This is a genomic window from Klebsiella sp. K-3, from assembly GCF_051207495.1.
Classification (GTDB): Bacteria; Pseudomonadota; Gammaproteobacteria; order Enterobacterales; family Enterobacteriaceae; genus Klebsiella; species Klebsiella aerogenes.
Genome location: NZ_JBPNXF010000002.1, coordinates 235,835 through 258,638, shown reverse-complemented (window position 1 = coordinate 258,638; position 22,804 = coordinate 235,835). Strand labels below are relative to the sequence as shown.

Below are 22,804 nucleotides of genomic sequence, written 5' to 3'. Positions count from 1 at the left end.
ATCCTGGTCAATCTAAACAAACGATTAACCAGAATGGCGTTATGTTATATGAAATAAATTAACGCATCAGATGGCGCGTTCGAGCACAAATAAATACGCTTCGCGCGACCAGAATAGGGCGCTGCGGCGGCGTTCGACCGCCATGGTTTTGACTTCCCAGCCCTGCTGCGTGTACTCAGTGAGGAACCGGCTCATTTTATCGGGATCGGCCTTGGCTTCGCCGAAAAACATACTGCCCAGCAGCCCCTCTTTATAGATAACGACGCGGCACTCTTTTTTCATCAGCTTAATCCTTGCAGGTGTAATTCAACGACGCGAATTATTGTCGCAGGCCATCTTAATATTACCACTGACCGGTGGAAAACTTTTTTCGATATTGCAGCGGGCTCACGGCGAATTGCTGGCGAAAGTGATGACGTAGCGTACTGGCATTAGCGAAACCGCAGATTTCGGCGATTCTGTCGATGCTGAGACGGCTATCGGTGAGCTGCTGGCGGGCACGAAGCAGGCGCTCATCGAGCAGCCAGCGGGCCGGTGATTTGCCGGTCGCCTGCTGAAAACGGCGCAAGAAAGTACGCGGGCTCATATCCATTCGCTGCGCCAGCGAGGCAAGGGTATGGCTCTCAGCGAGATGCTGATGCAGGTAATCAAACAGCTGGCCGAGGCGCTGGCTTTCACGCGCTGTCGCCACCGGGCGAATCACCTGCTGCGCTTGCCCACCGTCGCGGTGCGGCGACACCACCAGCCGCCGGGCGACGATATTCGCCGCTTCATGGCCGAAATCTTCGCGCACCAGATGCAGGCAGAGATCGATGCCCGCGGCGCTGCCGGCGGAGGTCATCAGCCGCGCATCACCGACGTACAGCACGTCTTCCACCACCTCAATCAACGGAAAACGCTCCTGCAGCCGGGCAGTATAACGCCAATGGGTGGTGGCCTGCCGTCCATTGAGCAATCCGGCGGCGGCGAGCACAAATACACCGGAACAGATAGAGACGATTCTGCAGCCGCGCGCATACGCTGCCGCCAGCGCCTGGCACAAAGCCTGAGGAACATCGCTTTCTATGCCTCGCCAACCGGGTACGACGATGGTGTCCGCTTCATCAAGCAGCGCCAGTCCGCCATCGCTGACGATACGGATACCACCGGTGGCGCGAAGCTCGCCATCATCGACGGCGGCGACCGCGAACCGATACCAACTTTCGCCCATTTCCGGGCGCGGGAGGCCAAAAATCTCCACCGCCACGCCGAACTCAAAGGTACACAGGCCGTCATAGGCCAGAACGACGACTTTTGGTGGTGACAGTGTCACATTGTGGGTTGTCAGGATTTCAGCGTTTTCTGTCATCAATGGGGGCGGTGGTCCGGGTACGGTGGTGGTTAAAGTAGTGTTACCACAGACAAGGAGAATACGCCATGAGTGTTGTAAGCCAATTTACGCCAGCCGCCCCGGCCGATGCCGCTGCCTGGTTTGCCCATAAACTGAGTGTCGAAACCGACTGCGCGGATGTCCACCACGCCATGCAGCATGGCGAACAGGACTTTGTGCTGCTGCACGTCATCGGCAGTCAGGATGTTTTCGCCCGTCGCCACCTGCCTGGCGCGCTGCATCTGCCGCATCGCGAGATCAATGCCGCGCGAATGGCGCAGTGGCCCGCGGAAACGCTGTTTGTTGTCTATTGCGCCGGGCCGCACTGCAACGGCGCGGATATTGCCGCCTTAAAGCTGGCGCAGCTTGGCCGACCGGTAAAAATGATGCTCGGTGGACTGACCGGTTGGGCGGATGAGGGGTTCGCATTTAGCGTCAGCGAAACGAGCAACATGAAATAAATTCAATAGCCATGAATTTTTCTCGTTTGCTGATGCTCCCTCTGCATGACAGTATCTGGACATATAGACATCCAGAAGTCTAAAAATTCAAATAATGAATTATCACGGCGGGCAACTACCTGTCTGCCGTTAAGGAGAGAACATGCAACGTCACCAGGCCCCGTTCCGCGCAGATATCGTCGGCAGTTTTTTACGTCCCAACGCCATTAAGCAGGCGCGCCTGCAGCTGGCGGAAGGCAATATTGATGCCGGCCATCTGCGTGAAATTGAGAATGAAGCCATCCGCCAACTGGTTCAGCAGCAGTGCGATTGCGGCCTGCACGTGGTGACCGACGGTGAGTTCCGGCGCGCGTGGTGGCACTTCGACTTCTTCGACGGTCTGGAAGGCGTTGAACGTTACGATTCAGAGAAAGGTATTCAGTTCAACGGCGTACAGACTAAAGCGCACGGCGTACGCGTGACCGGTAAACTGGGCTTCGGCAACCATCCAATGCTGGAAGATTTCCGCTTTTTGAAAAGCGTCAGCGGTAATGCGCAGCCGAAAATGACCATCCCCAGCCCCAGCGTGCTGCACTTCCGCGGCGGACGTAAAGATATCGATAGCACGGTATACCCGGACCTGGCCGAATACTTCGACGATCTCGCAACCACCTGGCGTGACGCGATCCGCGCTTTCTATGACGCTGGCTGCCGTTATCTGCAGCTTGATGATACCGTCTGGGCCTATTTATGTTCAGACGAACAACGCCAGCAGGTACGCGAGCGCGGTGACGATCCGGACGAACTGGCGCGTACCTATGCCCGGGTGCTGAATAAAGCGCTGGAAGGGAAACCACAGGATCTGACCGTTGGTCTGCACGTTTGTCGCGGAAACTTCCGTTCGACCTGGATTTCAGAAGGCGGCTACGAGCCCGTGGCGGAAATTCTCTTTGGCGGCGTCAATATCGATGCGTTCTTCCTCGAATATGATAACGATCGTTCCGGCGATTTTGCCCCGCTGCGTTTTATTCGTCCAGGTCATCAGCAGGTGGTACTGGGGCTGATTACCACCAAGAATGGCGAACTGGAAAACCCGGAAGGCGTGAAGGCGCGCCTGCAGGAGGCGGCGCAGTATGTGCCGCTGGAGCAGATTTGCCTCAGCCCGCAGTGCGGCTTTGCCTCCACCGAAGAGGGCAATTCGTTAAGCGAAGCCCAGCAGTGGGATAAAGTGCGGCTGGTCACAGGGATCGCCGCCCAGGTCTGGTAAGGAGATAGCCCGCTTTAAGCGGGCTTTTTCTATTTGCGCAGCAGGCGCTGTAGTCGCGCCTGTCGCCACTGGCGGATCCACCCGGCAAAGACAAACAGACGTAATCCCCGCAGCAGCAATAACGCGCCCCAGACGATCGCCACCCACACTGACCAGTAGACATCGGGTTGGGTAAAACGGTTAATCACCAGCAACAAAACGCAAACCGTGACCGCCACGCTCAGCGAGCGAAAGAAACGGCTCTCCTGATGCAGGCGGCTTTTCGCTTCTTCGATACGTAAATCGAGCGATGCTTCGTGACCGACGGGAGCATCGTCGCTGAGTTCGGCCACATTTATCTCAAACACTGCCGCCAGGGCGCTCAGGGTTTCTAACCCCGGACGATCGCCGTTTTCAATCCGTTGGATAGTGCGAACGCTGACGCCAGCCAGTTCGGCAAGCTGTTCCTGGGACCAGGCGCGCTGCAGACGTAATTGCTTTACTCGGGTGCTGCTGTTCATGATGTTAATCTCCGGATGGGAACCTGAGACCAGTGTGGTTTTTTTAGCCTGCCGGGCGCCACGACGGGCACCCGACAGACAGGCGACAGCAACCCGACAGCCGCATGACGCCTGGGTTTACGCCTGTACGGTTTGCCAGGGACGCACATTCATCCCGCGGAAAATCATCAGCCAGGCGGCGACTATCGCCAGCATTAAAATGAAGAATAGCGACCAGTGCGGCAGATGGGTAAGGATTATCCCCGTTAGCATCGGATTGAACGCCGCGCCTAACCAGCCTAACGACTGGGCGGAAAAATAGCTGGCTTTCATGCCGGGTGGGGCAATCTGATCGATCAACATATATTCTCCCGGTGCATAAATAACTTCGCCAAGGGTAAAGATAGCGGCGGAAACGCCCCACATCAGCAGATTATGACCGGAGAGGATAAATCCGCCGAGTCCTACTACATAGCACAGGGTGCCGAAGGTCATCAGCGGGCGGATGTTTCGCGCCGAAAGCCGTCGCCCGACGGCATATTGCAAGGCGACGACCACCGCGGCGTTGACCGGCAGCACTACCGCGACCACCTTTTCCGCGAAGTCGCTGGTGCCTGCGGCCAGCACATACTGTGAAATGCAGGAGGCGAAAGAGCCGCCGACAAACGACGCCAGCAGGCCGGAAAAGGTAAACCACAGCAAGGCGCGGTCGCGCAAAAGCACCGACGGCGTCCACTGCGGCGCGGCGCCTTCCACGCAGGCGGCAGAGGTGCGCTCGACGAAGAGCTGGATAAACACCAGCGGGAAGGCGGCGCACAGCGCGGCCAGCCAGAAAGGCAGGTTAATGCTCTGCATCACCAGCAGGGTGCCGATTGGCGGCCCAACGGTCCAGCCGATATTGAGGAAGGTATAGTTGAGCGAAAAGATGCGCGCTTTTTTCTCCGGCGTCAGCACGTCGGCAAACCAGGCTTTCAGCACGGTAGAAAAAACCGAATAAGCGCAGTTGATTAATGAGAAAAAGAACACCACCAGCGCCACGCTATTGACCGCGGGGATGGCGATAAATCCCGCGATAAACGCCGCGATGGCGATCAGCATATAGCGTTTTTTGTCGAACTTATCGGCAAGAATACCGAAGCCCATGCTGAAGATAACGCCGACGACCAGCGCGACGGAGAGCGCATAGCCGATGACATCGACTTCCAGCTGGAACCGACGGGTGAGATAAATCGTCATAAAAGGAAGCGTTGCGCCGCGGCCGATAGTTAACAGCAACGACGACGCCAACAGCGCTATCGTTGAGCGCCTGATGGTGGTTGTCATTTTTTCCTTGCCTGATGGAGTGTTTTATTTTTGTTGTGCCCGATCACAAATAGCATGCTAACTGAGCCTTGTATAGCGGGCTCCGTGTCGGAAAGTGCCTTCAGTACCTGCTAAAAATAATGATCTGTTCGAGCGGCGGGAATTTGGTTACTTTGACGGTGGTCATCGTTGACCAGGAAGACAGGGGCTTCGTATGACGCGCAGAGATGGACTGCTGGCAATGCTGGTAGTGGTGGTGTGGGGGCTTAATTTTGTGGTGATTAAGCTCGGGTTACACAATATGCCGCCGCTGATGCTGGCGGGGTTACGTTTTTTGTTGGTGGCGTTTCCGGCGCTGCTGTTCGTTGCGCGGCCCAAAATACCGCTGCGTCTGCTGTTGGGTTACGGCCTGACCATTAGTTTTGGCCAGTTCGCCTTTTTATTCTGCGCGATTAACCTCGGTATGCCAGCCGGGCTGGCATCTCTGGTGCTGCAGGCTCAGGCCTTTTTCACTATCGTGCTGGGCGCTTTTGTCTTTGGCGAACGGTTACAGGGAAAGCAGGTCGCCGGTATCGCGCTGGCGATTTTTGGCGTACTGGTACTGGTTGAAGCCAGCCTCGGCGGCCAGCATGTGCCGCTGGTCGGCTTTATGCTGACTCTGGCGGCGGCGTTTAGCTGGGCCTGCGGCAACATTTTCAATAAGAAGATTATGTCTCAGCAACACAAGCCGCCGATTATGTCGCTGGTGGTGTGGAGCGCGTTGATTCCGGTGTTACCGTTCATGCTGGCGTCTGGCATTATTGATGGGCCGCAGGCGATGGCGGCAAGCCTGGTGAATATCGACGCGACGACCATGCTATCGCTCATGTATCTGGCGTTTGTCGCCACCATCGTTGGTTACGGCATCTGGGGGGCGCTACTCGGGCGTTATGAAACCTGGCGGGTAGCGCCGCTGTCGCTGTTGGTACCGGTGGTAGGGATGGCCAGCGCGGCTCTGCTGCTCGGCGAACGGCTCAATGGTCTGCAGCTGCTGGGGGCGGCGCTGATTATGGGCGGGCTCTATATTAACGTGTTTGGCCTGCGGCTATTGCGTACCACGGCAGGGCGGGGATAAATCAAGCCCCGGTATGTGCCGGGGCTTGACGCTGTCGACCCTTTAATACTTGTTTTGGGCAGCAGATTTTGCCTGGGCTATTGCTCCGGCATTAAATATCGGTTGCTCATAATGATGGCTTACATCCCTTACGCGATATATCTTCCACTTACCATTTTCGCAGCGCATATATGCTTCAAGGTGTAAAACATCACCGTTTTCAATACCGATCCATACCGGAATAACCGTTCCCCCCATTAAAGCGCGGGCATGACCAATCTTAAGATTTGCTATCCAGGACGAATCATAATCCTGAACATAAGTAAAATAATCAGATCCGACAATCTCTTGCTCAGGAATAGCCTCGATATTACCAAGTCTGCTCAGAGTATCAGCCGAAATATATTCTTGCAGCTGATAATATTCATCATTACTGCTTGCCAGAAACTCCAGATACGATGAGTAAAACGCCTCAGCGCGGTTAGCCGGACTCTCTTGAGGATGGCCCACACACGCTGTGAGTAAAAATAGTATCATTAAGGGGAGAGTTCTCATTGATTCATCCTGTATACCTTGAACGCTGGCTGTAGACGACGATAGCCAGGACCTGGATACATGCTTCGTTGGGTGAAGTCGGATATCCACTGCTTGCCGTCATACATTGTCATGTGCCCGCTAGGGTTGCCTCCCGCATAAGGCTGAATCACTGCGACATCGCCGCGCAGTATCGTCGAACCCGGTGGCACTTCTTTAAATCCGGCGCGCAATAATATTGGCCCATAATCTTTGGCGTCGCGCGTGCGCTCAAGTTTAATTCCTCCGGCTTCTATAGCCTGGCGGATGTATTTTGCACATTCATAATGAGATTGCTTATGGGCATGCGAGCGGAGATGGGTAATAGACGTTTGCTTATTCCAAGCCACTTTTATTCTTCCCTGTATCAAATTTACAAACAGGGAATTAATACATAAATGACCGCGTCAGGATATCTGAAAATGCAAAAAAGCGAGCAAGACTAAAAAAGCTGATGCGCTAAGGAGTGGAGAACCCTCAGCACATCAGCCGAATCAATAATTATTGGTGAATGATATGGGCGTCAGTTGTAATACGGTACGCCCAGCTCATCCGATTTGTCATTGCCGGCAGCCATGTGATTAAAATCAAACGGCGAGTCGTTATGTTCGGAAGGGATAATCATCGCATCCCGGTTATTGTGGCGAACCGGAGTGGTGGTTTGCTCCGCATAACTCTGACCGGTGGCCAGCGCCATTAGCACGATGGCGGCGGTAGCGAATAATTTCATGATTTCCTCAATACGTCTTTTGCAGGCGATTAACAACAATAATTATTTAGCGGCATCAGGTAGCGGGATTCACCCGGAACGTTGGTGATGCGATATTTATGGGGCGGTACATCGAAATAGTTTTTAAACGTCCGCGTCAGCGTCTGCTGCGATTCAAAGCCGTAGCGCTCGGCCAGATACAAAATCGGCTCATTACTCTGCTTGAGTTTTTGCGCGATTTCCGTCAACTTGCGGCTGCGGATATACTGGCCCAGCGAGTGGCCGGTCTCTTTCTTGAACATTCTTTGCAGGTGCCATTTGGAGTAACCTGAGCGCTCCGAAACTTTCTCCAGCGACAATGGAGATTCCAGGTTCTCTTCGATCCACGACAAAATACTATGGATAGTGATGGCGTCGTTATTGCGTCTGGACATCATCTTACCTCTTCTTATTACGGCAGGACTTTCTTGAGCAGTTGCTCAAGCATGACCACTTCGTCTGCCGTTAGATTTTTTGTTAGTTCCTGGTGCAATTTTTGACCCACAACCTGATGACAGTGCTCACAAAGGGCTGCGCCTTCTGGAGTCAGTTGCACCAGAATGCCGCGCTTGTCATTGGGGTTGGGCAACCGTTCTATCCAGCCTTTGCAGACGAGTCTGTCGAGCATGCGCGTCATTGCGCCTGGATCGACCGACAGAACGGTCTTCAGCTCAACGGGTGTCGTACATACCTCGCAGCGAATGGAACAGAGCACCCGAAATTGGGTAGCGGTGATATCCATGGGTGAAAGGTAGTCGTTGAGCAGTCGATCTTTTTTCTGGTTAACCATCTGGATCAATCGGCCGAGAGGGATCATCTCGTTGAACAGATTGTTAGTGTTTTCCATGATAGTTGCCCAGGCAATTATTTAGTTGCGATGGATATTATTGCCGCGGCAATCATAAGTCAACATTATGAATTCGCCGATGCCACGATTTGCTAAAGATTGATAGTTTGATGGCGGTCACTTTTTTTCATTTTACTAACGCTTGTTATTTTTTATCGACGTGATTTTTTCAGTGGGTGTGGCATCTGAGTCGCTGCTGTCGATATACTCACGGGGTGAAACTGTACTGAAAAAATGATACTTAACGGGATGTTGACTCACTATGCTGGAACTCTTTAAAGCAATAGGGCTCGGTCTGGCGGTGATTTTACCGCTGGCGAATCCGCTCACCACCGTGGCGCTGTTCCTCGGCCTGGCGGGCAATATGAACAATGCCGAGCGTAACCGGCAATCGTTGATGGCATCGGTATATGTCTTTGCGATCCTGATGGTGGCGTGGTATGCCGGCCAGGTGGTCATGAATACCTTCGGCATTTCCATTCCCGGCCTGCGTATCGCCGGCGGTCTGATCGTAGCATTTATTGGTTTTCGCATGCTGTTTCCGCAGCAGAAAGCCCATGATTCGATGGAAGCGAAAATCAAATCGGAAGAACTGCAGGATGAACCCACGGCGAATATCGCCTTCGTGCCGTTGGCGATGCCCAGTACCGCCGGGCCAGGCACCATCGCGATGATTATCAGCTCCGCCTCGACGGTAAAACACGGCGTTGATTTCCCGGAATGGGTCGTGCTGGCCGCGCCGCCGATTATTTTTGCGCTGGTGGGGATCATTCTGTGGGGCTGCCTGCGTAGCTCAGGGGCGATCATGCGACTGGTGGGCAAAGGCGGTATCGAGGCGATTTCCCGCCTGATGGGTTTTCTGCTGGTCTGTATGGGCGTGCAGTTCATCATTAACGGCGTGCTGGAAATTATCACCAACTATCACGCCTGATCGCGGTAACTTTCTGAAAGGCCCGGCGACGTGTCTGTTTCGGGCCTTTTGGGGATAGGATGTCGGCGCCGCGGGCGGCATTGACCGCCCGCGGCGTTATCATGAGTGATGCGCTTGTTGTTCATCCAGCGGCGAAGGCCAGCGGCGAAAAATCATCACTGCCCAGACCAGCGCTACCAGCGCCGGCACTGCGCCAACGTAGCCTATCGCCGACATTGACAGCTGCGTACTCACCTGGCTGCCGACCAGCGCGCCGGCGCCAATACCAATATTGAAAATCCCCGAAAACAGCGACATCGCGACGTCGGTAGCATCCGAAGCCAGCGCCAGCACTTTCACCTGCATGCCGAGGCCGATGACCATAATCGCGATCCCCCAGAATACGCTGAGCAGCATGAGCTGATTGGCGTTCCTTGAGGCGGGTAGCAGCAACAGCAGGCATATCAGCAGCATGGCGATAGCGGTCGTAATCAGTCCGGAAGCATGTTGATTGCCCAGCTTGCCGAAGACAATACTGCCGATAATACCCGCGCCGCCGAGCACTAACAGCAGTAGGGTGGCGAAGTTACCGCTAAGGCCTGCGACGGTTTGAACGAAGGGTTCAATATAGCTGTACGCCGTGTAGTGGGCGGTTACCACGATAACCGTCAGCAGATAAATGCCGAGCAGCGCCGGACGGCGGAACAGCACCGGCAGGCTCTTCAGCGAACCGGAATGTTCGCTTGGCAGCGCCGGCAAGAGTTTCGCCAGGCACACCAGCGTCGCTAAAGCGCCAAGACCAATGGCCAGGAAGGTGGTACGCCAGCCGAAATATTGCCCGACGATACGGCCAATAGGAATGCCGAACACCATGGCCAGCGCGGTACCGGTGGCGATAAGACTTAGCGCCTGGGCGCGCTTGCCGGGAGGGGCCATACGGATAGCCAGCGCGGAAGTTATCGACCAGAACACCGCGTGGGCGAAGGCGATACCAATGCGGCTCACCACCAGCACCGTGAAGTTCCACGCGAAAAACGACAAGACGTGGCTGGCGATAAATAACACGAACAGGCCAATGAGCAGGCGACGGCGTTCCATCTGGCTGGTCAACAGCATGAACGGCAGCGACATCAATGCCACTACCCAGGCATAAATGGTCAGCATGATCCCGACCTGGGCCGTTTCCATGCCGAAGCTGTCGGCAATATCAGACAGCAAACCGACCGGGGCAAATTCCGTGGTATTAAAGATAAAAGCGGCAATTGCCAGCGTGACGACCCGCAGCCACGCGACTTTGCGTGAGACCGTATTTGTAAGCATAAATTCCGGGCTGGTAGTAATGAGAAGAAGAGGAGGCGATCTTAAAACGAATGCTGCTGAAAATACAATCACTTTGTGATCTGCGTCTCATTTTATGCTGACGTCTGTGCCTGCTAACAACTTAATTTTTCAGCTAATAGTGTGCACCCGCGCTTTCTGTGTCATGTTGATAGACGATAAAAAAGGGGAGCACGATGAAAGAAATTAGTTTTTACCTGGTCGATGCCTTCAGCGATCGCAATTTTGGCGGCAACGCAGCGGCAGTGTGCCCGCTCAGTGAATGGCTGCCTGATGAAACGCTTTTAAAAATGGCGCAGCAGCATAATCAATCCGAAACGGCGTTTTTTGTCCGCACTGATAGCGGCTATGAGCTACGCTGGTTCACGACCCTTGATGAGATTAACCTCTGCGGCCACGCCACGCTTGCGGCATCGCACGTGATTTTTGAATATCTCGATCATCCCACGGCAACTATCGTATTCAGCACCCGTTTTGTCGGTGAACTGCGGGTGACGCGCAGCGGCGATTGGCTGACGCTGGATTTCCCGGCCTGGCAAACGACGCCGGTACGTGACGTACCGCCGGCGCTGTTCGCCGGGTTGGGCATCGATGACGCGCTGGAGGTGCGGGAAGGGCGTGATTATCTGGTGGTTCTGCGCGACCGGGCGCAGGTTGAAGCGGTACGCCCTAATATGGCGCTGCTGGAGACGCTGGATAAAATGATTTGCATTAGCGCCGCCGACGAAGAGTATGACTTTGTCAGCCGCTTTTTCTGCCCCGGTGAAGCGGTACCGGAAGATCCGGTAACCGGTTCAACCCACAGTATGCTGATCCCCTACTGGGGAGCGAAGCTCAATAAAACCGACCTGCTGGCGCGGCAGGTGTCGGCGCGCAGCGGCGAGCTGCGCTGCCAGTGGCGTGATGACCGTGTATTGATTAGCGGCCAGGCGACCACCTATCTGCGCGGCACGGTCTATTTGCGCGAAGGTTAATGATAGTTTCCCCCGGCTGGCGCGACGTTTAGCCGGGTTCACCTAGCCAAGCGAGGCGCCGCCACACATCACCAACTCTTGTCCGGTCATCGCCGCGGCCCCTTCGCTAAGTAGCCAGCTTACCAGCGACACCACCTCCTGTGGCTTAATCAATCTACCGAGCGGCGGCGTCTTCGGCGGCGAATTTTCGCGCCCTGGCTGGCACAGCATTGGCGTATCGGTGGCGCCGGGGGCGACCACGTTCACGGTTATGCCAGCCGCGGCAAGTTCCGCCGCCCAGCTTCTCGCCAGCGCCACCAGCGCCGCTTTGGTTGCCGTATACTGTGAACGGCCTGCCGCTCCGCGAGAGGTTCGGCTACCCAAAAGGATAATCCGACCGCCGCGCCCCATAACGGGCGCAAAGCGGTTGGCTAAGGTCTGCGCCGCATCCACATGCAGACGCCATAACGTCTCGCCACGCTGTGCGTCAAGTTCTCCTAGCGGCGCCGCCGCCATCACACCGGCGGCATGGATAATCGCCTGCGGCGGCGGTACCGACGACAGAGCATCAACCAGCGCCTGGCGGTCGCTCACATCGACCGACAGATGCGTGAAGCCTTCATGGGTAAGTGGCGGCGCGGAGCGGCTTAGCCCAAGCACCTGCCAGCCCTCCGCCAGCAGTTGCCCCACAATCGCCGCGCCGATCCCCGAACTGGCGCCCGTGACCAGTGCCTGTTTCATGGCGCCTCCAGCATGCTGCGCGGCACTTTAAACACCGCTTTCCTCACCGGGGCGGGTGACGTAACGACGCATAGCGCCTGGTGCGGTTCGCCGGGGAGAAAGACCGCGAAGTCGCCGACGCGCAAATGCAGCGTGACGCTGTGCGGCGTCTGCTGGCTGATAAAGAGATCCGGTTTGCGCTGTTCATCGTCGGGTTGGCCACTGTACAAGGTACCGGCATGAATTATCTCCTCGCCGGCTAAAATGACCTGAATATCGGCCCATTGGAGGTGATATTCGGTATGTCGCTGTTCTGCCGCCTGGGTTTGTGCGGTGCCGATGGTGCAGTACCAGTCGCCATCACCAGGTTGGAAACGGCCGTCTTCATGGGTTGTCAGGGCGCTAAGAGAACATTCAGCGCGGCAAAGGATTTGCCGCAACGCCAGCGGCAACCCCGCCTGAGGCAGGGCGTTCAGATTACCGATGATCACGCGATTTCTCCTTTAACCCATTGCGGCGACACGCGGACATACTTAATGGCCTGCCGGTACCAGGTATAGGCAATGTGTAAATCACCATCTTCACCCTGTTTAATACTGGGATAGGAGAATTCACGGTTTAGTTTTTGCTCTGAATTGTTGGTCATACAGTAGCCGTCGCCCTCATCAAGGTTGCGCATCCACGGCCAGCTTCTGCCGCCGTCGTCGGAGATAGCCACGGTCATTGGCGCACGTGGCGCGCCCCAGAAGGCGGTTTTGCCAGTGCATTCAGGCTCTTTACGGCCGTCATCATCTTCTATTTCATCGTATAACGACGCCCGACGCTCGCTGGCGCCTGCTGCGCTCATGTTATTGAATACCAGCGCCAGATCGCCGTTGCTCAACGTGGTAGCCTGAATGGACGAGTTATTGTTTGGCAGCGTGGTGGGGATAGGCGCTGACCAGCTTTCGCCAAAATCTGTCGACCGGCTGTACCAGATATGATCGGCCCAGCGGCTGCGGAAGAAGGCGGCCAGCGAGCCATCGGCCAGCGGGGTGATATTCATATGCACGCAGCCGAGGCTCTGCGGTACCGCCACGTCGCGCCAGCTCTTGCCGCCATCGGCTGAGATTTTTACCGCGCTCACATCATCGTTACCGACCCATTTCTCCCCCGGCCGGGTACGACAATAGAAAACCGGCAGCAACCAGTTACCGTTGGGCATTACGGTTATGGGCTGCCGGATAAAGGTGCCGGGTTCATCGAGCAGGGTGGCGATTGCGCCCCAGTGCTTTCCGCCATCGCGCGACTGGCGATAACGCACAATAGCGGTGTCCTGATTACCGGCATACTGCGCGGTCCATAACAGCCACAGTACGCCATCAGGATCCTGAAACAGTACCGGGTTTTGTTCCGAACGCTGCGGATCGTCGGATAACTTTGTCGCTTCACTCCACGTTGTGGCGCCCGGCGCTAAACGCGCCCCCCAGACTGAAATATCCGCTTTTCCTTCCTGCGAACCGCCGAACCACACGCACATCAGCGTGCCATCGGGCAGCGGCAAAAGATTGGCGGCATGGTTTTGCGGGCAGCCGGAGGGCAACATTGCCCATGCCAGATGAGGATCCTGTTGGTGTTGGCGAATTACGCCGTCAAAAGTTGGGTTGGTGGTCATTTTTACACTCCACGTTGTTCAATGGGGGCCGGGGATGATTGTTGCGTTTTATTGGGGATCAGGCGGTCGATAACCATAATCAGGGCCGGGGTGATCAGCGCGATGTACATGTTATTGATGCCGAACGGATCGCCGAGCAAATACCACACCGAGGTCACCACACAGGCGCCAATGAGGCCCGCGTTCGCGCCGCGGGCGCTTTTAAAGAACGGCGCATAGAAAGCGATGACCGCGACCACGGTGATAGAAAGCCTGATGGCGCGGGTAAAGAAGGAGAGCTTCAGCACTTCCGGTACCAGCAGCACAAAAATAAGCGGCAGAAAACCGATGATAAGCGAGGCCCAACGGGTGGCTTTAAACTCCTGCTCCGGCGTTGGATTGCGCCACGGTACGTAAAAATCTTTTACCACCAACGAGGCAATCGCCAGGGCAACGGTACTGACGCTAACGAAAATTGAAGCTACAAGTGACGTTGTCACCAATCCGGCAAGCCATGGGTTCATATCCTGCAGAAACACCGGCAGGGCGTACAGGCTGTTGATTTCCGGGTGAAGAAACTTCGCCGCCACGCCGATAATGGCGATCGCGAAGGCGATAGGCAGGCAGAAGAAAAAGGCAATCCAGGTAGAGCGTTTCGCCGATTTTACGTTTTTTGTCGAGCTGATAGCCTGAATGACAAACTGGGTGCAGAAGATGGAGCCGATGGTGCCGATAAGCCAGGCGCAGATCGTGCCGGCGCCAAAATTACCATCCCAGGTCCAGTAGTAATCAGGCATCTTCTCGATCATCGGCGTGAAACCGCCGGTTTTTGCCAGCGCGAAACCCATAATAATAAGCAGGCCGGCATATTTTAATGCGCTGTGCAGCATGGTGACCCAGGCCACGCCTTTCATACCGCCGAAGGCAAAATAGAAAGTACTGACAATGGCGGTAATAAACGCCGCGAGGGGTAAATTGATCTTTAATACCGTGGAAATTGCCGCCGCGCCGCTGACGTAGTTGCCGACGTTCACCAGCAACAGGGCGTAAATCATAATGATGGAAATAATATTCTTGGTGCTGGTGCCGTATCGCTCGGCAATCGCCCCGGAAATAGTAATTTTGCCAGTGTTATAGATGCGTTTAACCAGTATCAGGCCAAACAATGGAAAGCCAATAGCGGCGCCCAACACCGACCAGGAAGCGGCAATCCCGCTCTCAAACGCGGCCTGTGCGGTTCCAATAGTCGACTTGGCGCCGATATATTCCGACATCAGCAGGATACCGACGATAAAGGCCGGCATCGCGCGCGAGCCCTCCATAAAATCCCCGGAGTTTTTACTTCTAATGCGGAACGTCAGCCAGGTGGTAAATAAGATATAGGCGATAACAATGCCGACAATAATAAAGGTATCTTCAGTGGTAAAATGATTCATCTTAGCCTCTCTTTGGGCGTACGAATCCTGGGCACACAGGTACCCGGTCTATTTTGTTGAAGAAACGCAGCGTTTAATTAAGATACTGCGCGATGATTCCACGTATTTGCTGCAGTTGAGATGCGCTAAACTGCACCGCGTAGCGGCTATCGCCGACCTCATGGCCCATCAACTGCAATGCTTTTTTCACCGCGGCGGGGGAAAAGGCGACTTTGTAGAGATCGGTACGCAGGCCGGTGACGTTTTCCTGCGCCAGCCTTGAGGCTTCAATATCGCCGGCCTGGAAGGTTGACCAAATCGCGTTAATCTCCCGTGGCGCAACGTTAGCCAACCCGGAAATGCACGCTGAACAACCATCAACGAACCCCTGATGAATCAGCGAATCCGGCCCGTTCAGGACATTAAAACCGTCGATACCCTTCACCGCATCAAGAAAGCCCTTAAGACTCTCATAACTACCGGCGCTATCTTTGATGCCAATGATGTTGCCATGCGCAGCCAACTGACGTGCGGTTTGCGGTTCAATGGTGTTACCGGTGCGCGCCGGGATGTTATACAGAAATACCGGTACGCTTAGCGCATCGGCGATCGCCGTGTAGTGGCTTACCAGCTCATCTTGTTTTAGCGGCACGAACCACGGGGTGATGACCGACACCGCGTCGACGCCTGACTTTGCTATCTGCTGGCCAAGACGAATGGTTTCCCGCGTCGACACTTCGCCAATATGCGCCACCACCGGCGCGCGTCCGGCAACCGCCTCGACGCAGGTTTCGGCAACCGCAATTTTTTCCGCCTCATTAAGGACGAAAAACTCGCCGTTGGTTCCGCCGCAGAAAATGCCATTACCGGCGGCCAGTTGACGTTCTACCTGTTGGCGCAGCGCCGTCAGGTTCAGTTCACCGCTGGCGGTAAAGGGGGTAACAATGGCGGTTAACACGCCGCGAATGGAATGATGCATTTATTTCTCTTCTCCCTGATGAGATGACTGTGGAAACAGCGTCTGGTAAATCGCCTGGACTTCGTCCTGGTTCACGCTGCATGGGGCATTGTTCATTAATCGTTTTACTTCCAGCGCCGCGGCGCTTAGCGTTTCAATACTCTCTGGCGGTACACCCAGCGCGGCGAGGTTGTCCGGCAGCGCCAGGCGTTTCACCAGTTGCGCCAGCCAGCGGACCAGCGCATGAGATTTCTCCTCGTTATTCAAGGTCAGATCGGCGTCCGGGATCAGATCCCAGACCTGAGCGAATTTATCCACCGCGTGCGGGCGTACGACCTGCATACAGGGGGCCAGCAGAATGGCGTTCGCGACGCCGTGTGGTAAATGCCAGGTGCCGCCAAGCGGGTAGGAGAGCGCGTGCACCAGATGCGTGCCGGCATGATTGATAGCCACGCCGCCATAGTACGAGGCCCACAGCATCTCCAGTTTCGCCGTAAGATCCTGCGGGTGGGTCACGGAACGCTCAATATGCCGCACCAGCTTATGCAGGCCGATTAAGGCGGCGTTATCGCTCACCGGGTTCGCGACGGTTGAAGTAAAGCACTCCAGTAGATGACACAGCGCATCGATACCGGTGGAGGCGGCAATGGCCGCAGGCATGCTGGTAGTCAGTTCCGGCAACAGGGCCACGAAATCCGGCAGCAGTACCGGGGAGATAATCCCCACTTTGGTATTACGTTCGGGAATAGCCAGGATGGCATTTGGCGTCGCTTCCGAGCCGGTGCCGGCGGTGGCGGGTATCAACAGTGACGCCAGACGCAGACGCGGTTTCTCGCCGTCAATCAGCGCGTTGAGCGTAGGGGATGCGGGGTGTAGTAGTACCGAGAGCAGCTTAGCCACATCGAGGACGCTGCCGCCGCCGATACCGACGACCATCTGTGGCTGCGTTCCCGCGAGTTGGGCAACAATCTGCGCCACATCATGTTGACTGGGCTCTGCCGGCACGCAATCCACGATCCTCACATCAACGTTAGTCTCGTCCATCAGATGTCGGATCTGTTTGGTCGCTTCCAGCTTACCTACGTTCGCATCGGTGACCAGCAAAATGCTTTTTTTACCTGCCAGCACTGGCTTCAGGGCTGATATGGCGCCCGCGCCGCTGATAATCGTGCTGTTAATCGTCGCCACGTCTCACTCCTCTATTGTTATGATTGAATTCAATCAATATGCGTAGTGTTCACTCATTTCAATGAGCAAAAGTTATAATTTATACGGACGTTTAATAACTTGAGCTTGCTCACATTTAATCAAATATGATTGAATATAATCATTAACGATTCAGATAAGCGATGAAGGAAAGAGAATGAGCTGCGGCGATAATCCTGTTCTGGTGCTGGCAGATGACTTTACTGGGGCCAATGATGCCGGTGTCAGTCTGGCAGAAGCGGGTTTAGCGGTTGAGGTGGCGTTTAGCGCCGGCTATCAGCCGACCACCCGGGCGTTGGTTCTCAATAGCGATAGTCGGGCGCTTTCCGGGGCGCAGGCAGCAGAGAAAGTGAACGCGATACTCCTTGATGCGGCAAATTTCGCCGCCGTCTGGCAGGTGAAGAAAATCGACTCCACCCTACGCGGCAACCCCGGCGCGGAACTGGAGGCGATGATGCGTGCGCGGGGCTGCGTCACCGCGGTCGTCGCGCCGGCCTTTCCAGCGGCAGGGCGCATAACCCGCGGCGGACGATGTTATGTCCACGGCGTGGCACTCGATAAAACGGAATTCGCCAGCGACCCCAAAACCCCGGTCAGTAGCGACGATATTGGGCAATTGCTCGCCATGCAGAGCCAGCTGCCGTGCCGTTCGCTTGACGTACAGCAGTTGACCGCCGCCCTCGCGGAAGAGAGCGACCAACCGCGTGTATTGATTATTGATGCTGAAGAAGACGCGCAGCTGGATGAGGTTATCGCTGCGGTAGCCAGCCGCGCGCGGCAAACGCTGCTGGTGGGCTCTGCGGGGATCTGCGAGGCGCTTTCGCGCTACCTGTTCCGGGATGCGGCCGGGCCGTTGCTGGCGGTGATCGGCTCAATGAGCGAAATAGCGCAGGCTCAGGTCGCCGCTTTGGCCGGCCATCCGCGAGTCGGGCGGATCGGGATTGATGTTGCCCGCGCCTTTAACGGCGATGCGTTGGCCGATGCCCGGCGAATCGCCGAGGTGCTGGCGGCAAATCATCATTGCGTGGTCACCACCTGCGCGGATAACGCTGTCCGGCACGGTATTGAGACGCAGTGCCGTGAACGCGGCTTGAGCCGCGCTGCGCTGGGAGAACAGATCTGCGCTTATCTCGCGCAGGTCACCCAACTTGCCGTTGAGCTACATGCGCCGGGGGCGCTGTATCTATCCGGCGGCGATGTTGCGATCGCCGTCGCTCATGCGCTCGGCGCGCAGGGGTTTCATATAACCGGCCGGGTGGCGCAATGCGTGCCGTACGGCCATTTTCTCGGAAGTCGCTGGCCGCGTCCGGTGATGACCAAAGCAGGGGGATTCGGTACGGAGACCACGCTGCGGGATGTCGTGAATTTTATTGAGGAGAAACTGAGTGTCTAACATGATTGCGGTAACGATGGGCGACCCGGCGGGCATTGGTCCGGAAATTATTATTAAATCGCTGAGCGAAGGCGAACTGAGCGGCGCGCCGGTGGTGGTCGTGGGCTGCGCGCAGACGCTGCGGCGGATCCTGGCGCTGAACATAACCCCGCGCGCGGAGTTGCGAATTATCGAACACCCGCGCGAAGCGCAGTTTTCACCCGCAACGATTAACGTGATTGATGAACCGTTAAGCGATCCTCAGGCCCTGCGGCCCGGCGCAGTCCAGGCTCAGGCCGGCGATTTGGCGTATCGCTGCATCAAGCGCGCCACCGCGCTGGCGCTGGCGGGGGAAGTTAAAGCTATCGCCACCGCGCCGTTAAATAAAGAAGCGCTACATCTGGCCGGGCACCATTTCCCGGGACACACTGAACTGCTGGCCCATCTGACGCAGACCAAAGATTATGCCATGGTGCTGTACACCGATAAGCTTAAGGTGATCCACGTCACCACCCATATCGCGCTGCGCCGCTTCCTCGATACCCTAAGCCAATCGCGGGTAGAGACGGTTATCCGGGTCGCCGATCATTTTTTACGCCGCGTGGGGTATTCGCAGCCGCGCATTGCGGTCGCTGGCGTGAACCCGCACGCCGGTGAAAACGGTCTGTTTGGCGATGAAGAAATCCGTATTGTCGCCCCGGCCGTCGCGGCGATGGAGGCGCAGGGCGTTCATGTCGTCGGACCGTGCCCGCCGGACACCGTCTTCATGCAGTGCCACGAAGGTATGTACGATATGGTGGTGGCGATGTATCACGATCAGGGGCATATTCCGCTCAAGCTGCTCGGGTTCTATGATGGGGTGAATATCACCGCCGGGCTGCCGTTTATCCGCACCTCCGCGGACCACGGCACTGCCTTTGATATTGCCTGGACAGGTAAAGCGAAGTCTGAGAGCATGGCAACCTCCATTGAGCTCGCCATGCAAATCGCACAGGAATAACATGAAGGGATATAATCGGTTAGAGCAGATTATGGACTTCCTGAAAAGCCATAATCTGGTAACGGTCGACCAACTGGTTGCGGTAACTAACGCCTCGCCGGCGACCATCCGTCGCGATCTGATTAAACTCGATCAGGAAGGGGTCATTAGCCGTACCCACGGCGGCGTGACGCTCAACCGATTTATTCCCACGCAGCCGACGACGCTGGAAAAAGCGCAGCGTAGCCCTCAGGAGAAATACGCCATCGCCAGGGCGGCGGCGTCGCTTATCAAGGCCGGCGACGCCATTGTGCTGGACGCCGGTACCACCATGATTGAACTGGCGCGACAGATTACGCATCTGCCGCTGCGGGTCATCACCAGCGATCTGCATATCGCGCTGTTTCTGGCTGAATTCAAACAGATTGAGGTGACGATTATCGGCGGGCGCATCGATGACAGCAGCCAGTCGTGTATTGGCGAACATGGGCGACGCTTGCTGCAGAATGTGTGGCCGGATCTGGCATTCGTCAGCTGTAACGGTTGGGATTTGCAAAAGGGCATTACCGCGCCGACGGAAGAGAAGGCGGCGCTGAAGCGCGATCTGATCGCCAACGCCCGGCGGCGGATCCTGCTGGCCGACAGTTCGAAATACGGCGCCTGGTCGCTGTTCAATATCGCGCACCTCGACTCACTCACGGACATCATCACCGATGCGCATTTGCCAGGGGAGACCCGTGATGCGCTCCAGGAACTCTCGCCGCGGCTGATTATCGCCGATTAACGTCCGGCCATCATGTCGCGCTTGCCGCCTGACGGTCCTCGTTCAGCAATTCAATAAATGCCTCCAGCTGGCGAGTCTTCGCGCCGCGTCGCCACACAAGCCAGGTCGTCAGCCAGCGCCACTCTTCGGCGAGCGGCCAGGCGGAAACCTGCTGATGCCCTGGCATACTCTCCAGCATACTGCGTGGGATAAGCGCCAACCCGGCGCCGGCGATCACGCAGGCTAACATGCCGTGATAGGACTCCATCTCATGGATCCTTCCGGGCGTCGCGCGGTCGGCGTGAAACCAACTCTCAAAATGACGACGGTAGGAGCAGTTGGCGCGAAATGCGTAGACGTTCGCGCCGTTGACCTCGCTGGCGCGGGTTACCGGCGCATGGCCATAAGGGGCGACGATCATCATCTCTTCCGGGAACACCGGTAGCCCCTCCAGACCGGGATGAACCAGCGGCCCGTCGACAAACGCCGCGCTGAGCGCGCCTTCCAGCACGCCGTCAATCATGGTGCCGGAAGGGCCTGTGGACAACGCCAGGTGGATTTTCGGGTAGCGCTGGTTGAAAAGGGCTAACGTGGTTGGGATGCGCACCGCAGCGGTGCTTTCCAGCGAGCCGAGGGAAAACAGCCCCTGCGGCTCATCGCCGGCGACCACCATCCGCGCTTCATCGACTAACGCCAGGATTTGCTGGCTGTAGCGTAAAAAGCTGTGCCCGGCGGGCGACAGACGCAGCCGTTGGTTCTCGCGAATAAATAGCTCGACGCCGAGGTCGGCCTCCAGTTGGCGAATACGGGTGGTCAGATTCGACGGGACGCGGTGCACCTTCTGCGCGGCCTGGGTAATACTGCCGGTACTGGCGACGGCGTTAAACATCTCAAGTTGGATAAGGTCCATAATATTCTTCTTTTGTGAATGCGTTGCTTAATATTATTCATTTTCAATGAAAGGAAGGGTAGGCCACAATATCCACACTTCGCAATCCCTACAGAGAGAATAACCATGAATTTATCTGCCACCCATGCGGTTTCCGTTAACCCGACCACTGGTGAAGTCGTGTCGTCTCTGCCGTGGTCAACCGAACAACAAGTAGATTCAGCCATTGCCCAGGCGCAACAGGCTTTTCGCCAGTGGCGCCAGGTCGCGCTCGCCGATCGCGCCGCCGCGCTGCGTAAAGTCGGCAGCGTAATGCGCGCCCGCGGCGAAGAGCTTGCGCAAATGATTAGCCTTGAAATGGGTAAGCCCATCGCCCAGGCGCGCGGTGAAGTGAGTAAGTCAGCCAACCTCTGCGACTGGTATGCCGAACATGGCCCGGCGATGCTGGCGACCGAAGCCACCCAGGTAGAAGATAATAAGGCGGTGATTGAATACCGGCCGCTGGGGCCGATACTGGCGGTGATGCCGTGGAACTTCCCGGTATGGCAGGTTCTGCGCGGCGCGGTACCGATTCTGCTGGCAGGGAATAGTTATCTGCTGAAACACGCGCCGAACGTGATGGGCAGCGCGCAGCTGCTGGGCGAACTGTTTGCCGAAGCGGGACTGCCGACGGGCGTCTTTGGTTGGATCAACGCCACCAATGAAGGCGTCTCGCAAATTATCAATGATGATCGTATCGCAGCGGTCACGGTGACCGGTAGCGTACGCGCCGGGCGGGCAATCGGCGCTCAGGCCGGCGCAGCGCTGAAAAAATGCGTGCTGGAACTCGGTGGTTCCGATCCCTTTATCGTGCTCAACGATGCCGATCTGGACGAAGCGGTGAAAGCCGCCGTTGTCGGCCGTTATCAGAACAGCGGGCAGGTCTGCGCGGCGTCGAAACGCTTTATCGTTGAGGCGGGTATTGCCGACGCTTTTACTAAAAAATTCGTGGACGCCGTGGCGGCGCTGAAAATGGGCGACCCGCGCGACGAGCAAAATTACATCGGCCCGATGGCGCGTTTCGATCTGCGTGACGAACTGCATCAGCAGGTTGAAGCCACGCTGAAGGAAGGGGCGACCTTATTGCTTGGCGGCGAGAAAATCGCCGGCGCCGGCAACTACTACGCGCCAACGGTGCTGGCGAACGTTACCCCGGAGATGACCGGTTTCCGTCAGGAGTTGTTTGGTCCGGTGGCTACCATTAGCGAAGCCCGCGACGCGGCGCATGCTCTTGAACTGGCTAACGATAGCGAGTTTGGTCTTTCGGCAACAGTATTTACGGCAAGCAACGCGGAAGCGGAGCGCTTTTCTCGTGGTCTGGAGTGCGGCGGGGTGTTTATCAATGGCTATAGCGCCAGCGATGCCCGCGTGGCTTTCGGCGGCGTGAAGAAGAGCGGCTTTGGTCGGGAACTGTCGCATTTCGGTTTGCATGAGTTCTGCAATATTCAAACCGTATGGAAAGACCGTCGCTAATCGACGTTAGCGCCTGACGTCCGTCGTCACGCTCTGCT

26 protein-coding genes are annotated in these 22,804 nt (G+C 56.4%); 9 read left to right on the top strand and 17 right to left on the bottom strand.

Annotated elements, in window-relative coordinates; genetic code table 11:
• Positions 1-66 precede the first annotated feature (66 nt).
• Both ACSEMK_RS04120 and ftrA read right to left on the bottom strand, forming a co-directional pair.
• A complete protein-coding gene (locus ACSEMK_RS04120; RefSeq protein ID WP_015366741.1) occupies positions 67-282 on the bottom strand; it encodes a DUF4177 domain-containing protein in 216 nt (71 codons plus the stop codon).
• A 61-nt stretch (positions 283-343) separates the two neighbouring features.
• Positions 344-1,348 carry a transcriptional regulator FtrA gene (gene ftrA / locus ACSEMK_RS04115; protein WP_430915194.1) on the bottom strand — a complete coding sequence of 335 codons (1,005 nt, stop codon included), beginning with the start codon at positions 1,346-1,348 and terminating at the stop codon, positions 344-346.
• Between the two features lie 68 nt (positions 1,349-1,416).
• Here ftrA and ACSEMK_RS04110 point away from each other — a divergent pair, with 68 nt between their 5' ends.
• On the top strand, positions 1,417-1,830 hold the full coding sequence (locus tag ACSEMK_RS04110) for a rhodanese-like domain-containing protein (protein WP_113373449.1): 414 nt from the start codon (positions 1,417-1,419) through the stop codon (positions 1,828-1,830).
• A 142-nt stretch (positions 1,831-1,972) separates the two neighbouring features.
• The gene (locus ACSEMK_RS04105) at positions 1,973-3,076 is read left to right on the top strand and encodes a cobalamin-independent methionine synthase II family protein (protein ID WP_015366738.1); all 1,104 of its coding nucleotides are present in this window, start codon (positions 1,973-1,975) and stop codon (positions 3,074-3,076) included.
• Between the two features lie 29 nt (positions 3,077-3,105).
• Here the strand turns inward: ACSEMK_RS04105 and ACSEMK_RS04100 are convergent, their stop codons facing one another.
• Positions 3,106-3,576 carry a helix-turn-helix domain-containing protein gene (locus tag ACSEMK_RS04100; RefSeq protein WP_087860693.1) on the bottom strand — a complete coding sequence of 157 codons (471 nt, stop codon included), beginning with the start codon at positions 3,574-3,576 and terminating at the stop codon, positions 3,106-3,108.
• Positions 3,577-3,693: 117 nt separating this feature from the next.
• On the bottom strand, positions 3,694-4,878 hold the full coding sequence (ydeE, locus tag ACSEMK_RS04095) for an efflux MFS transporter YdeE (RefSeq protein ID WP_430915193.1): 1,185 nt from the start codon (positions 4,876-4,878) through the stop codon (positions 3,694-3,696).
• 193 nt (positions 4,879-5,071) lie between these two features.
• On the opposite strand from ydeE, the gene eamA reads away from it, so the two are divergent.
• Positions 5,072-5,971 (top strand): O-acetylserine/cysteine exporter, encoded by a 900-nt coding sequence (eamA, locus tag ACSEMK_RS04090; RefSeq protein ID WP_213316008.1) that lies wholly within the window; start codon positions 5,072-5,074, stop codon positions 5,969-5,971.
• 42 nt (positions 5,972-6,013) lie between these two features.
• On the opposite strand, the gene ACSEMK_RS04085 is transcribed toward eamA, so the two are convergent.
• From ACSEMK_RS04085 to marR, 5 genes are all read right to left on the bottom strand, one after another.
• Positions 6,014-6,505 carry a YbjP/YqhG family protein gene (locus ACSEMK_RS04085; protein ID WP_430915192.1) on the bottom strand — a complete coding sequence of 164 codons (492 nt, stop codon included), beginning with the start codon at positions 6,503-6,505 and terminating at the stop codon, positions 6,014-6,016.
• Entirely contained in the window at positions 6,502-6,873 is a 372-nt protein-coding gene (locus ACSEMK_RS04080; RefSeq protein WP_087860697.1) for an NlpC/P60 family protein, read from the bottom strand. Before ACSEMK_RS04080 ends, ACSEMK_RS04085 begins: the two co-directional genes overlap by 4 nt.
• A 173-nt stretch (positions 6,874-7,046) precedes the next feature.
• Positions 7,047-7,253: a multiple antibiotic resistance protein MarB gene (gene marB / locus ACSEMK_RS04075; protein ID WP_087860698.1), complete on the bottom strand. Its 207-nt coding sequence runs from the start codon at positions 7,251-7,253 to the stop codon at positions 7,047-7,049.
• A 29-nt stretch (positions 7,254-7,282) separates the two neighbouring features.
• Entirely contained in the window at positions 7,283-7,666 is a 384-nt protein-coding gene (gene marA, locus ACSEMK_RS04070; protein ID WP_015366733.1) for an MDR efflux pump AcrAB transcriptional activator MarA, read from the bottom strand.
• Between the two features lie 17 nt (positions 7,667-7,683).
• On the bottom strand, positions 7,684-8,118 hold the full coding sequence (gene marR / locus ACSEMK_RS04065; RefSeq protein ID WP_015366732.1) for a multiple antibiotic resistance transcriptional regulator MarR: 435 nt from the start codon (positions 8,116-8,118) through the stop codon (positions 7,684-7,686).
• Between the two features lie 262 nt (positions 8,119-8,380).
• On the opposite strand from marR, the gene ACSEMK_RS04060 reads away from it, so the two are divergent.
• Positions 8,381-9,049: a MarC family NAAT transporter gene (locus tag ACSEMK_RS04060; protein ID WP_045394562.1), complete on the top strand. Its 669-nt coding sequence runs from the start codon at positions 8,381-8,383 to the stop codon at positions 9,047-9,049.
• A gap of 99 nt (positions 9,050-9,148) precedes the next feature.
• On the opposite strand, the gene ACSEMK_RS04055 is transcribed toward ACSEMK_RS04060, so the two are convergent.
• Positions 9,149-10,348 (bottom strand): sugar transporter, encoded by a 1,200-nt coding sequence (locus ACSEMK_RS04055; protein WP_213316010.1) that lies wholly within the window; start codon positions 10,346-10,348, stop codon positions 9,149-9,151.
• A 194-nt stretch (positions 10,349-10,542) separates the two neighbouring features.
• On the opposite strand from ACSEMK_RS04055, the gene ACSEMK_RS04050 reads away from it, so the two are divergent.
• The gene (locus ACSEMK_RS04050) at positions 10,543-11,340 is read left to right on the top strand and encodes a PhzF family phenazine biosynthesis protein (protein ID WP_087860700.1); all 798 of its coding nucleotides are present in this window, start codon (positions 10,543-10,545) and stop codon (positions 11,338-11,340) included.
• Positions 11,341-11,382: 42 nt separating this feature from the next.
• On the opposite strand, the gene ACSEMK_RS04045 is transcribed toward ACSEMK_RS04050, so the two are convergent.
• The 6 genes from ACSEMK_RS04045 to ACSEMK_RS04020 form a co-directional block, all read right to left on the bottom strand.
• On the bottom strand, positions 11,383-12,060 hold the full coding sequence (locus ACSEMK_RS04045; RefSeq protein WP_430915191.1) for an SDR family NAD(P)-dependent oxidoreductase: 678 nt from the start codon (positions 12,058-12,060) through the stop codon (positions 11,383-11,385).
• Positions 12,057-12,530, bottom strand: a complete 474-nt coding sequence (locus ACSEMK_RS04040) for a YhcH/YjgK/YiaL family protein (protein WP_430915190.1) — start codon at positions 12,528-12,530, stop codon at positions 12,057-12,059. Before ACSEMK_RS04040 ends, ACSEMK_RS04045 begins: the two co-directional genes overlap by 4 nt.
• Complete coding sequence (locus ACSEMK_RS04035; RefSeq protein ID WP_430915189.1) at positions 12,527-13,693, bottom strand: sialidase family protein; 1,167 nt, start codon at positions 13,691-13,693, stop codon at positions 12,527-12,529. Before ACSEMK_RS04035 ends, ACSEMK_RS04040 begins: the two co-directional genes overlap by 4 nt.
• A 2-nt stretch (positions 13,694-13,695) precedes the next feature.
• A complete protein-coding gene (locus ACSEMK_RS04030) occupies positions 13,696-15,108 on the bottom strand; it encodes a sodium:solute symporter family protein (protein WP_113373440.1) in 1,413 nt (470 codons plus the stop codon).
• Positions 15,109-15,181: 73 nt separating this feature from the next.
• A complete protein-coding gene (locus ACSEMK_RS04025) occupies positions 15,182-16,066 on the bottom strand; it encodes a dihydrodipicolinate synthase family protein (protein WP_087860705.1) in 885 nt (294 codons plus the stop codon).
• Positions 16,067-17,233, bottom strand: a complete 1,167-nt coding sequence (locus ACSEMK_RS04020) for an iron-containing alcohol dehydrogenase (protein WP_430915188.1) — start codon at positions 17,231-17,233, stop codon at positions 16,067-16,069. It abuts the gene before it with no gap.
• A gap of 175 nt (positions 17,234-17,408) precedes the next feature.
• On the opposite strand from ACSEMK_RS04020, the gene dtnK reads away from it, so the two are divergent.
• From dtnK to ACSEMK_RS04005, 3 genes are read left to right on the top strand one after another with little or no spacing between them, the layout of a single operon-like run.
• The gene (dtnK, locus tag ACSEMK_RS04015) at positions 17,409-18,644 is read left to right on the top strand and encodes a D-threonate kinase (protein WP_430915187.1); all 1,236 of its coding nucleotides are present in this window, start codon (positions 17,409-17,411) and stop codon (positions 18,642-18,644) included.
• Entirely contained in the window at positions 18,637-19,623 is a 987-nt protein-coding gene (locus ACSEMK_RS04010; RefSeq protein WP_213794088.1) for a D-threonate 4-phosphate dehydrogenase, read from the top strand. Before dtnK ends, ACSEMK_RS04010 begins: the two co-directional genes overlap by 8 nt.
• A gap of 1 nt (position 19,624) precedes the next feature.
• Positions 19,625-20,386 (top strand): DeoR/GlpR family DNA-binding transcription regulator, encoded by a 762-nt coding sequence (locus tag ACSEMK_RS04005; RefSeq protein ID WP_015366720.1) that lies wholly within the window; start codon positions 19,625-19,627, stop codon positions 20,384-20,386.
• Positions 20,387-20,396: 10 nt separating this feature from the next.
• Here ACSEMK_RS04005 and ptrR read toward each other — a convergent pair whose 3' ends face one another.
• Positions 20,397-21,275 (bottom strand): putrescine utilization regulator PtrR, encoded by an 879-nt coding sequence (gene ptrR / locus ACSEMK_RS04000; protein WP_435336317.1) that lies wholly within the window; start codon positions 21,273-21,275, stop codon positions 20,397-20,399.
• Positions 21,276-21,380: 105 nt separating this feature from the next.
• Here ptrR and sad point away from each other — a divergent pair, with 105 nt between their 5' ends.
• Entirely contained in the window at positions 21,381-22,766 is a 1,386-nt protein-coding gene (gene sad / locus ACSEMK_RS03995) for a succinate-semialdehyde dehydrogenase (RefSeq protein ID WP_087860710.1), read from the top strand.
• Positions 22,767-22,804 lie beyond the last annotated feature (38 nt).

Excerpts from the sequence above, each read along its gene's own strand:
- marB (WP_087860698.1), bottom strand. The coding sequence starts at position 7,253 with ATGAAATTATTCGCTACCGCCGCCATCGTGCTAATGGCGCTGGCCACC.
- ACSEMK_RS04060 (WP_045394562.1), top strand. The coding sequence starts at position 8,381 with ATGCTGGAACTCTTTAAAGCAATAGGGCTCGGTCTGGCGGTGATTTTA.
- ACSEMK_RS04085 (WP_430915192.1), bottom strand. The coding sequence starts at position 6,505 with ATGAGAACTCTCCCCTTAATGATACTATTTTTACTCACAGCGTGTGTG.
- ACSEMK_RS04030 (WP_113373440.1), bottom strand. The coding sequence starts at position 15,108 with ATGAATCATTTTACCACTGAAGATACCTTTATTATTGTCGGCATTGTT.
- ACSEMK_RS04120 (WP_015366741.1), bottom strand. The coding sequence starts at position 282 with ATGAAAAAAGAGTGCCGCGTCGTTATCTATAAAGAGGGGCTGCTGGGC.
- ACSEMK_RS04110 (WP_113373449.1), top strand. The coding sequence starts at position 1,417 with ATGAGTGTTGTAAGCCAATTTACGCCAGCCGCCCCGGCCGATGCCGCT.
- ftrA (WP_430915194.1), bottom strand. The coding sequence starts at position 1,348 with ATGACAGAAAACGCTGAAATCCTGACAACCCACAATGTGACACTGTCA.
- marA (WP_015366733.1), bottom strand. The coding sequence starts at position 7,666 with ATGTCCAGACGCAATAACGACGCCATCACTATCCATAGTATTTTGTCG.
- sad (WP_087860710.1), top strand. The coding sequence starts at position 21,381 with ATGAATTTATCTGCCACCCATGCGGTTTCCGTTAACCCGACCACTGGT.
- ACSEMK_RS04100 (WP_087860693.1), bottom strand. The coding sequence starts at position 3,576 with ATGAACAGCAGCACCCGAGTAAAGCAATTACGTCTGCAGCGCGCCTGG.
- eamA (WP_213316008.1), top strand. The coding sequence starts at position 5,072 with ATGACGCGCAGAGATGGACTGCTGGCAATGCTGGTAGTGGTGGTGTGG.
- ACSEMK_RS04025 (WP_087860705.1), bottom strand. The coding sequence starts at position 16,066 with ATGCATCATTCCATTCGCGGCGTGTTAACCGCCATTGTTACCCCCTTT.
- ACSEMK_RS04035 (WP_430915189.1), bottom strand. The coding sequence starts at position 13,693 with ATGACCACCAACCCAACTTTTGACGGCGTAATTCGCCAACACCAACAG.
- ydeE (WP_430915193.1), bottom strand. The coding sequence starts at position 4,878 with ATGACAACCACCATCAGGCGCTCAACGATAGCGCTGTTGGCGTCGTCG.
- dtnK (WP_430915187.1), top strand. The coding sequence starts at position 17,409 with ATGAGCTGCGGCGATAATCCTGTTCTGGTGCTGGCAGATGACTTTACT.
- ACSEMK_RS04005 (WP_015366720.1), top strand. The coding sequence starts at position 19,625 with ATGAAGGGATATAATCGGTTAGAGCAGATTATGGACTTCCTGAAAAGC.
- ACSEMK_RS04055 (WP_213316010.1), bottom strand. The coding sequence starts at position 10,348 with ATGCTTACAAATACGGTCTCACGCAAAGTCGCGTGGCTGCGGGTCGTC.
- ACSEMK_RS04045 (WP_430915191.1), bottom strand. The coding sequence starts at position 12,060 with ATGAAACAGGCACTGGTCACGGGCGCCAGTTCGGGGATCGGCGCGGCG.
- ACSEMK_RS04105 (WP_015366738.1), top strand. The coding sequence starts at position 1,973 with ATGCAACGTCACCAGGCCCCGTTCCGCGCAGATATCGTCGGCAGTTTT.
- ACSEMK_RS04050 (WP_087860700.1), top strand. The coding sequence starts at position 10,543 with ATGAAAGAAATTAGTTTTTACCTGGTCGATGCCTTCAGCGATCGCAAT.
- ptrR (WP_435336317.1), bottom strand. The coding sequence starts at position 21,275 with ATGGACCTTATCCAACTTGAGATGTTTAACGCCGTCGCCAGTACCGGC.
- marR (WP_015366732.1), bottom strand. The coding sequence starts at position 8,118 with ATGGAAAACACTAACAATCTGTTCAACGAGATGATCCCTCTCGGCCGA.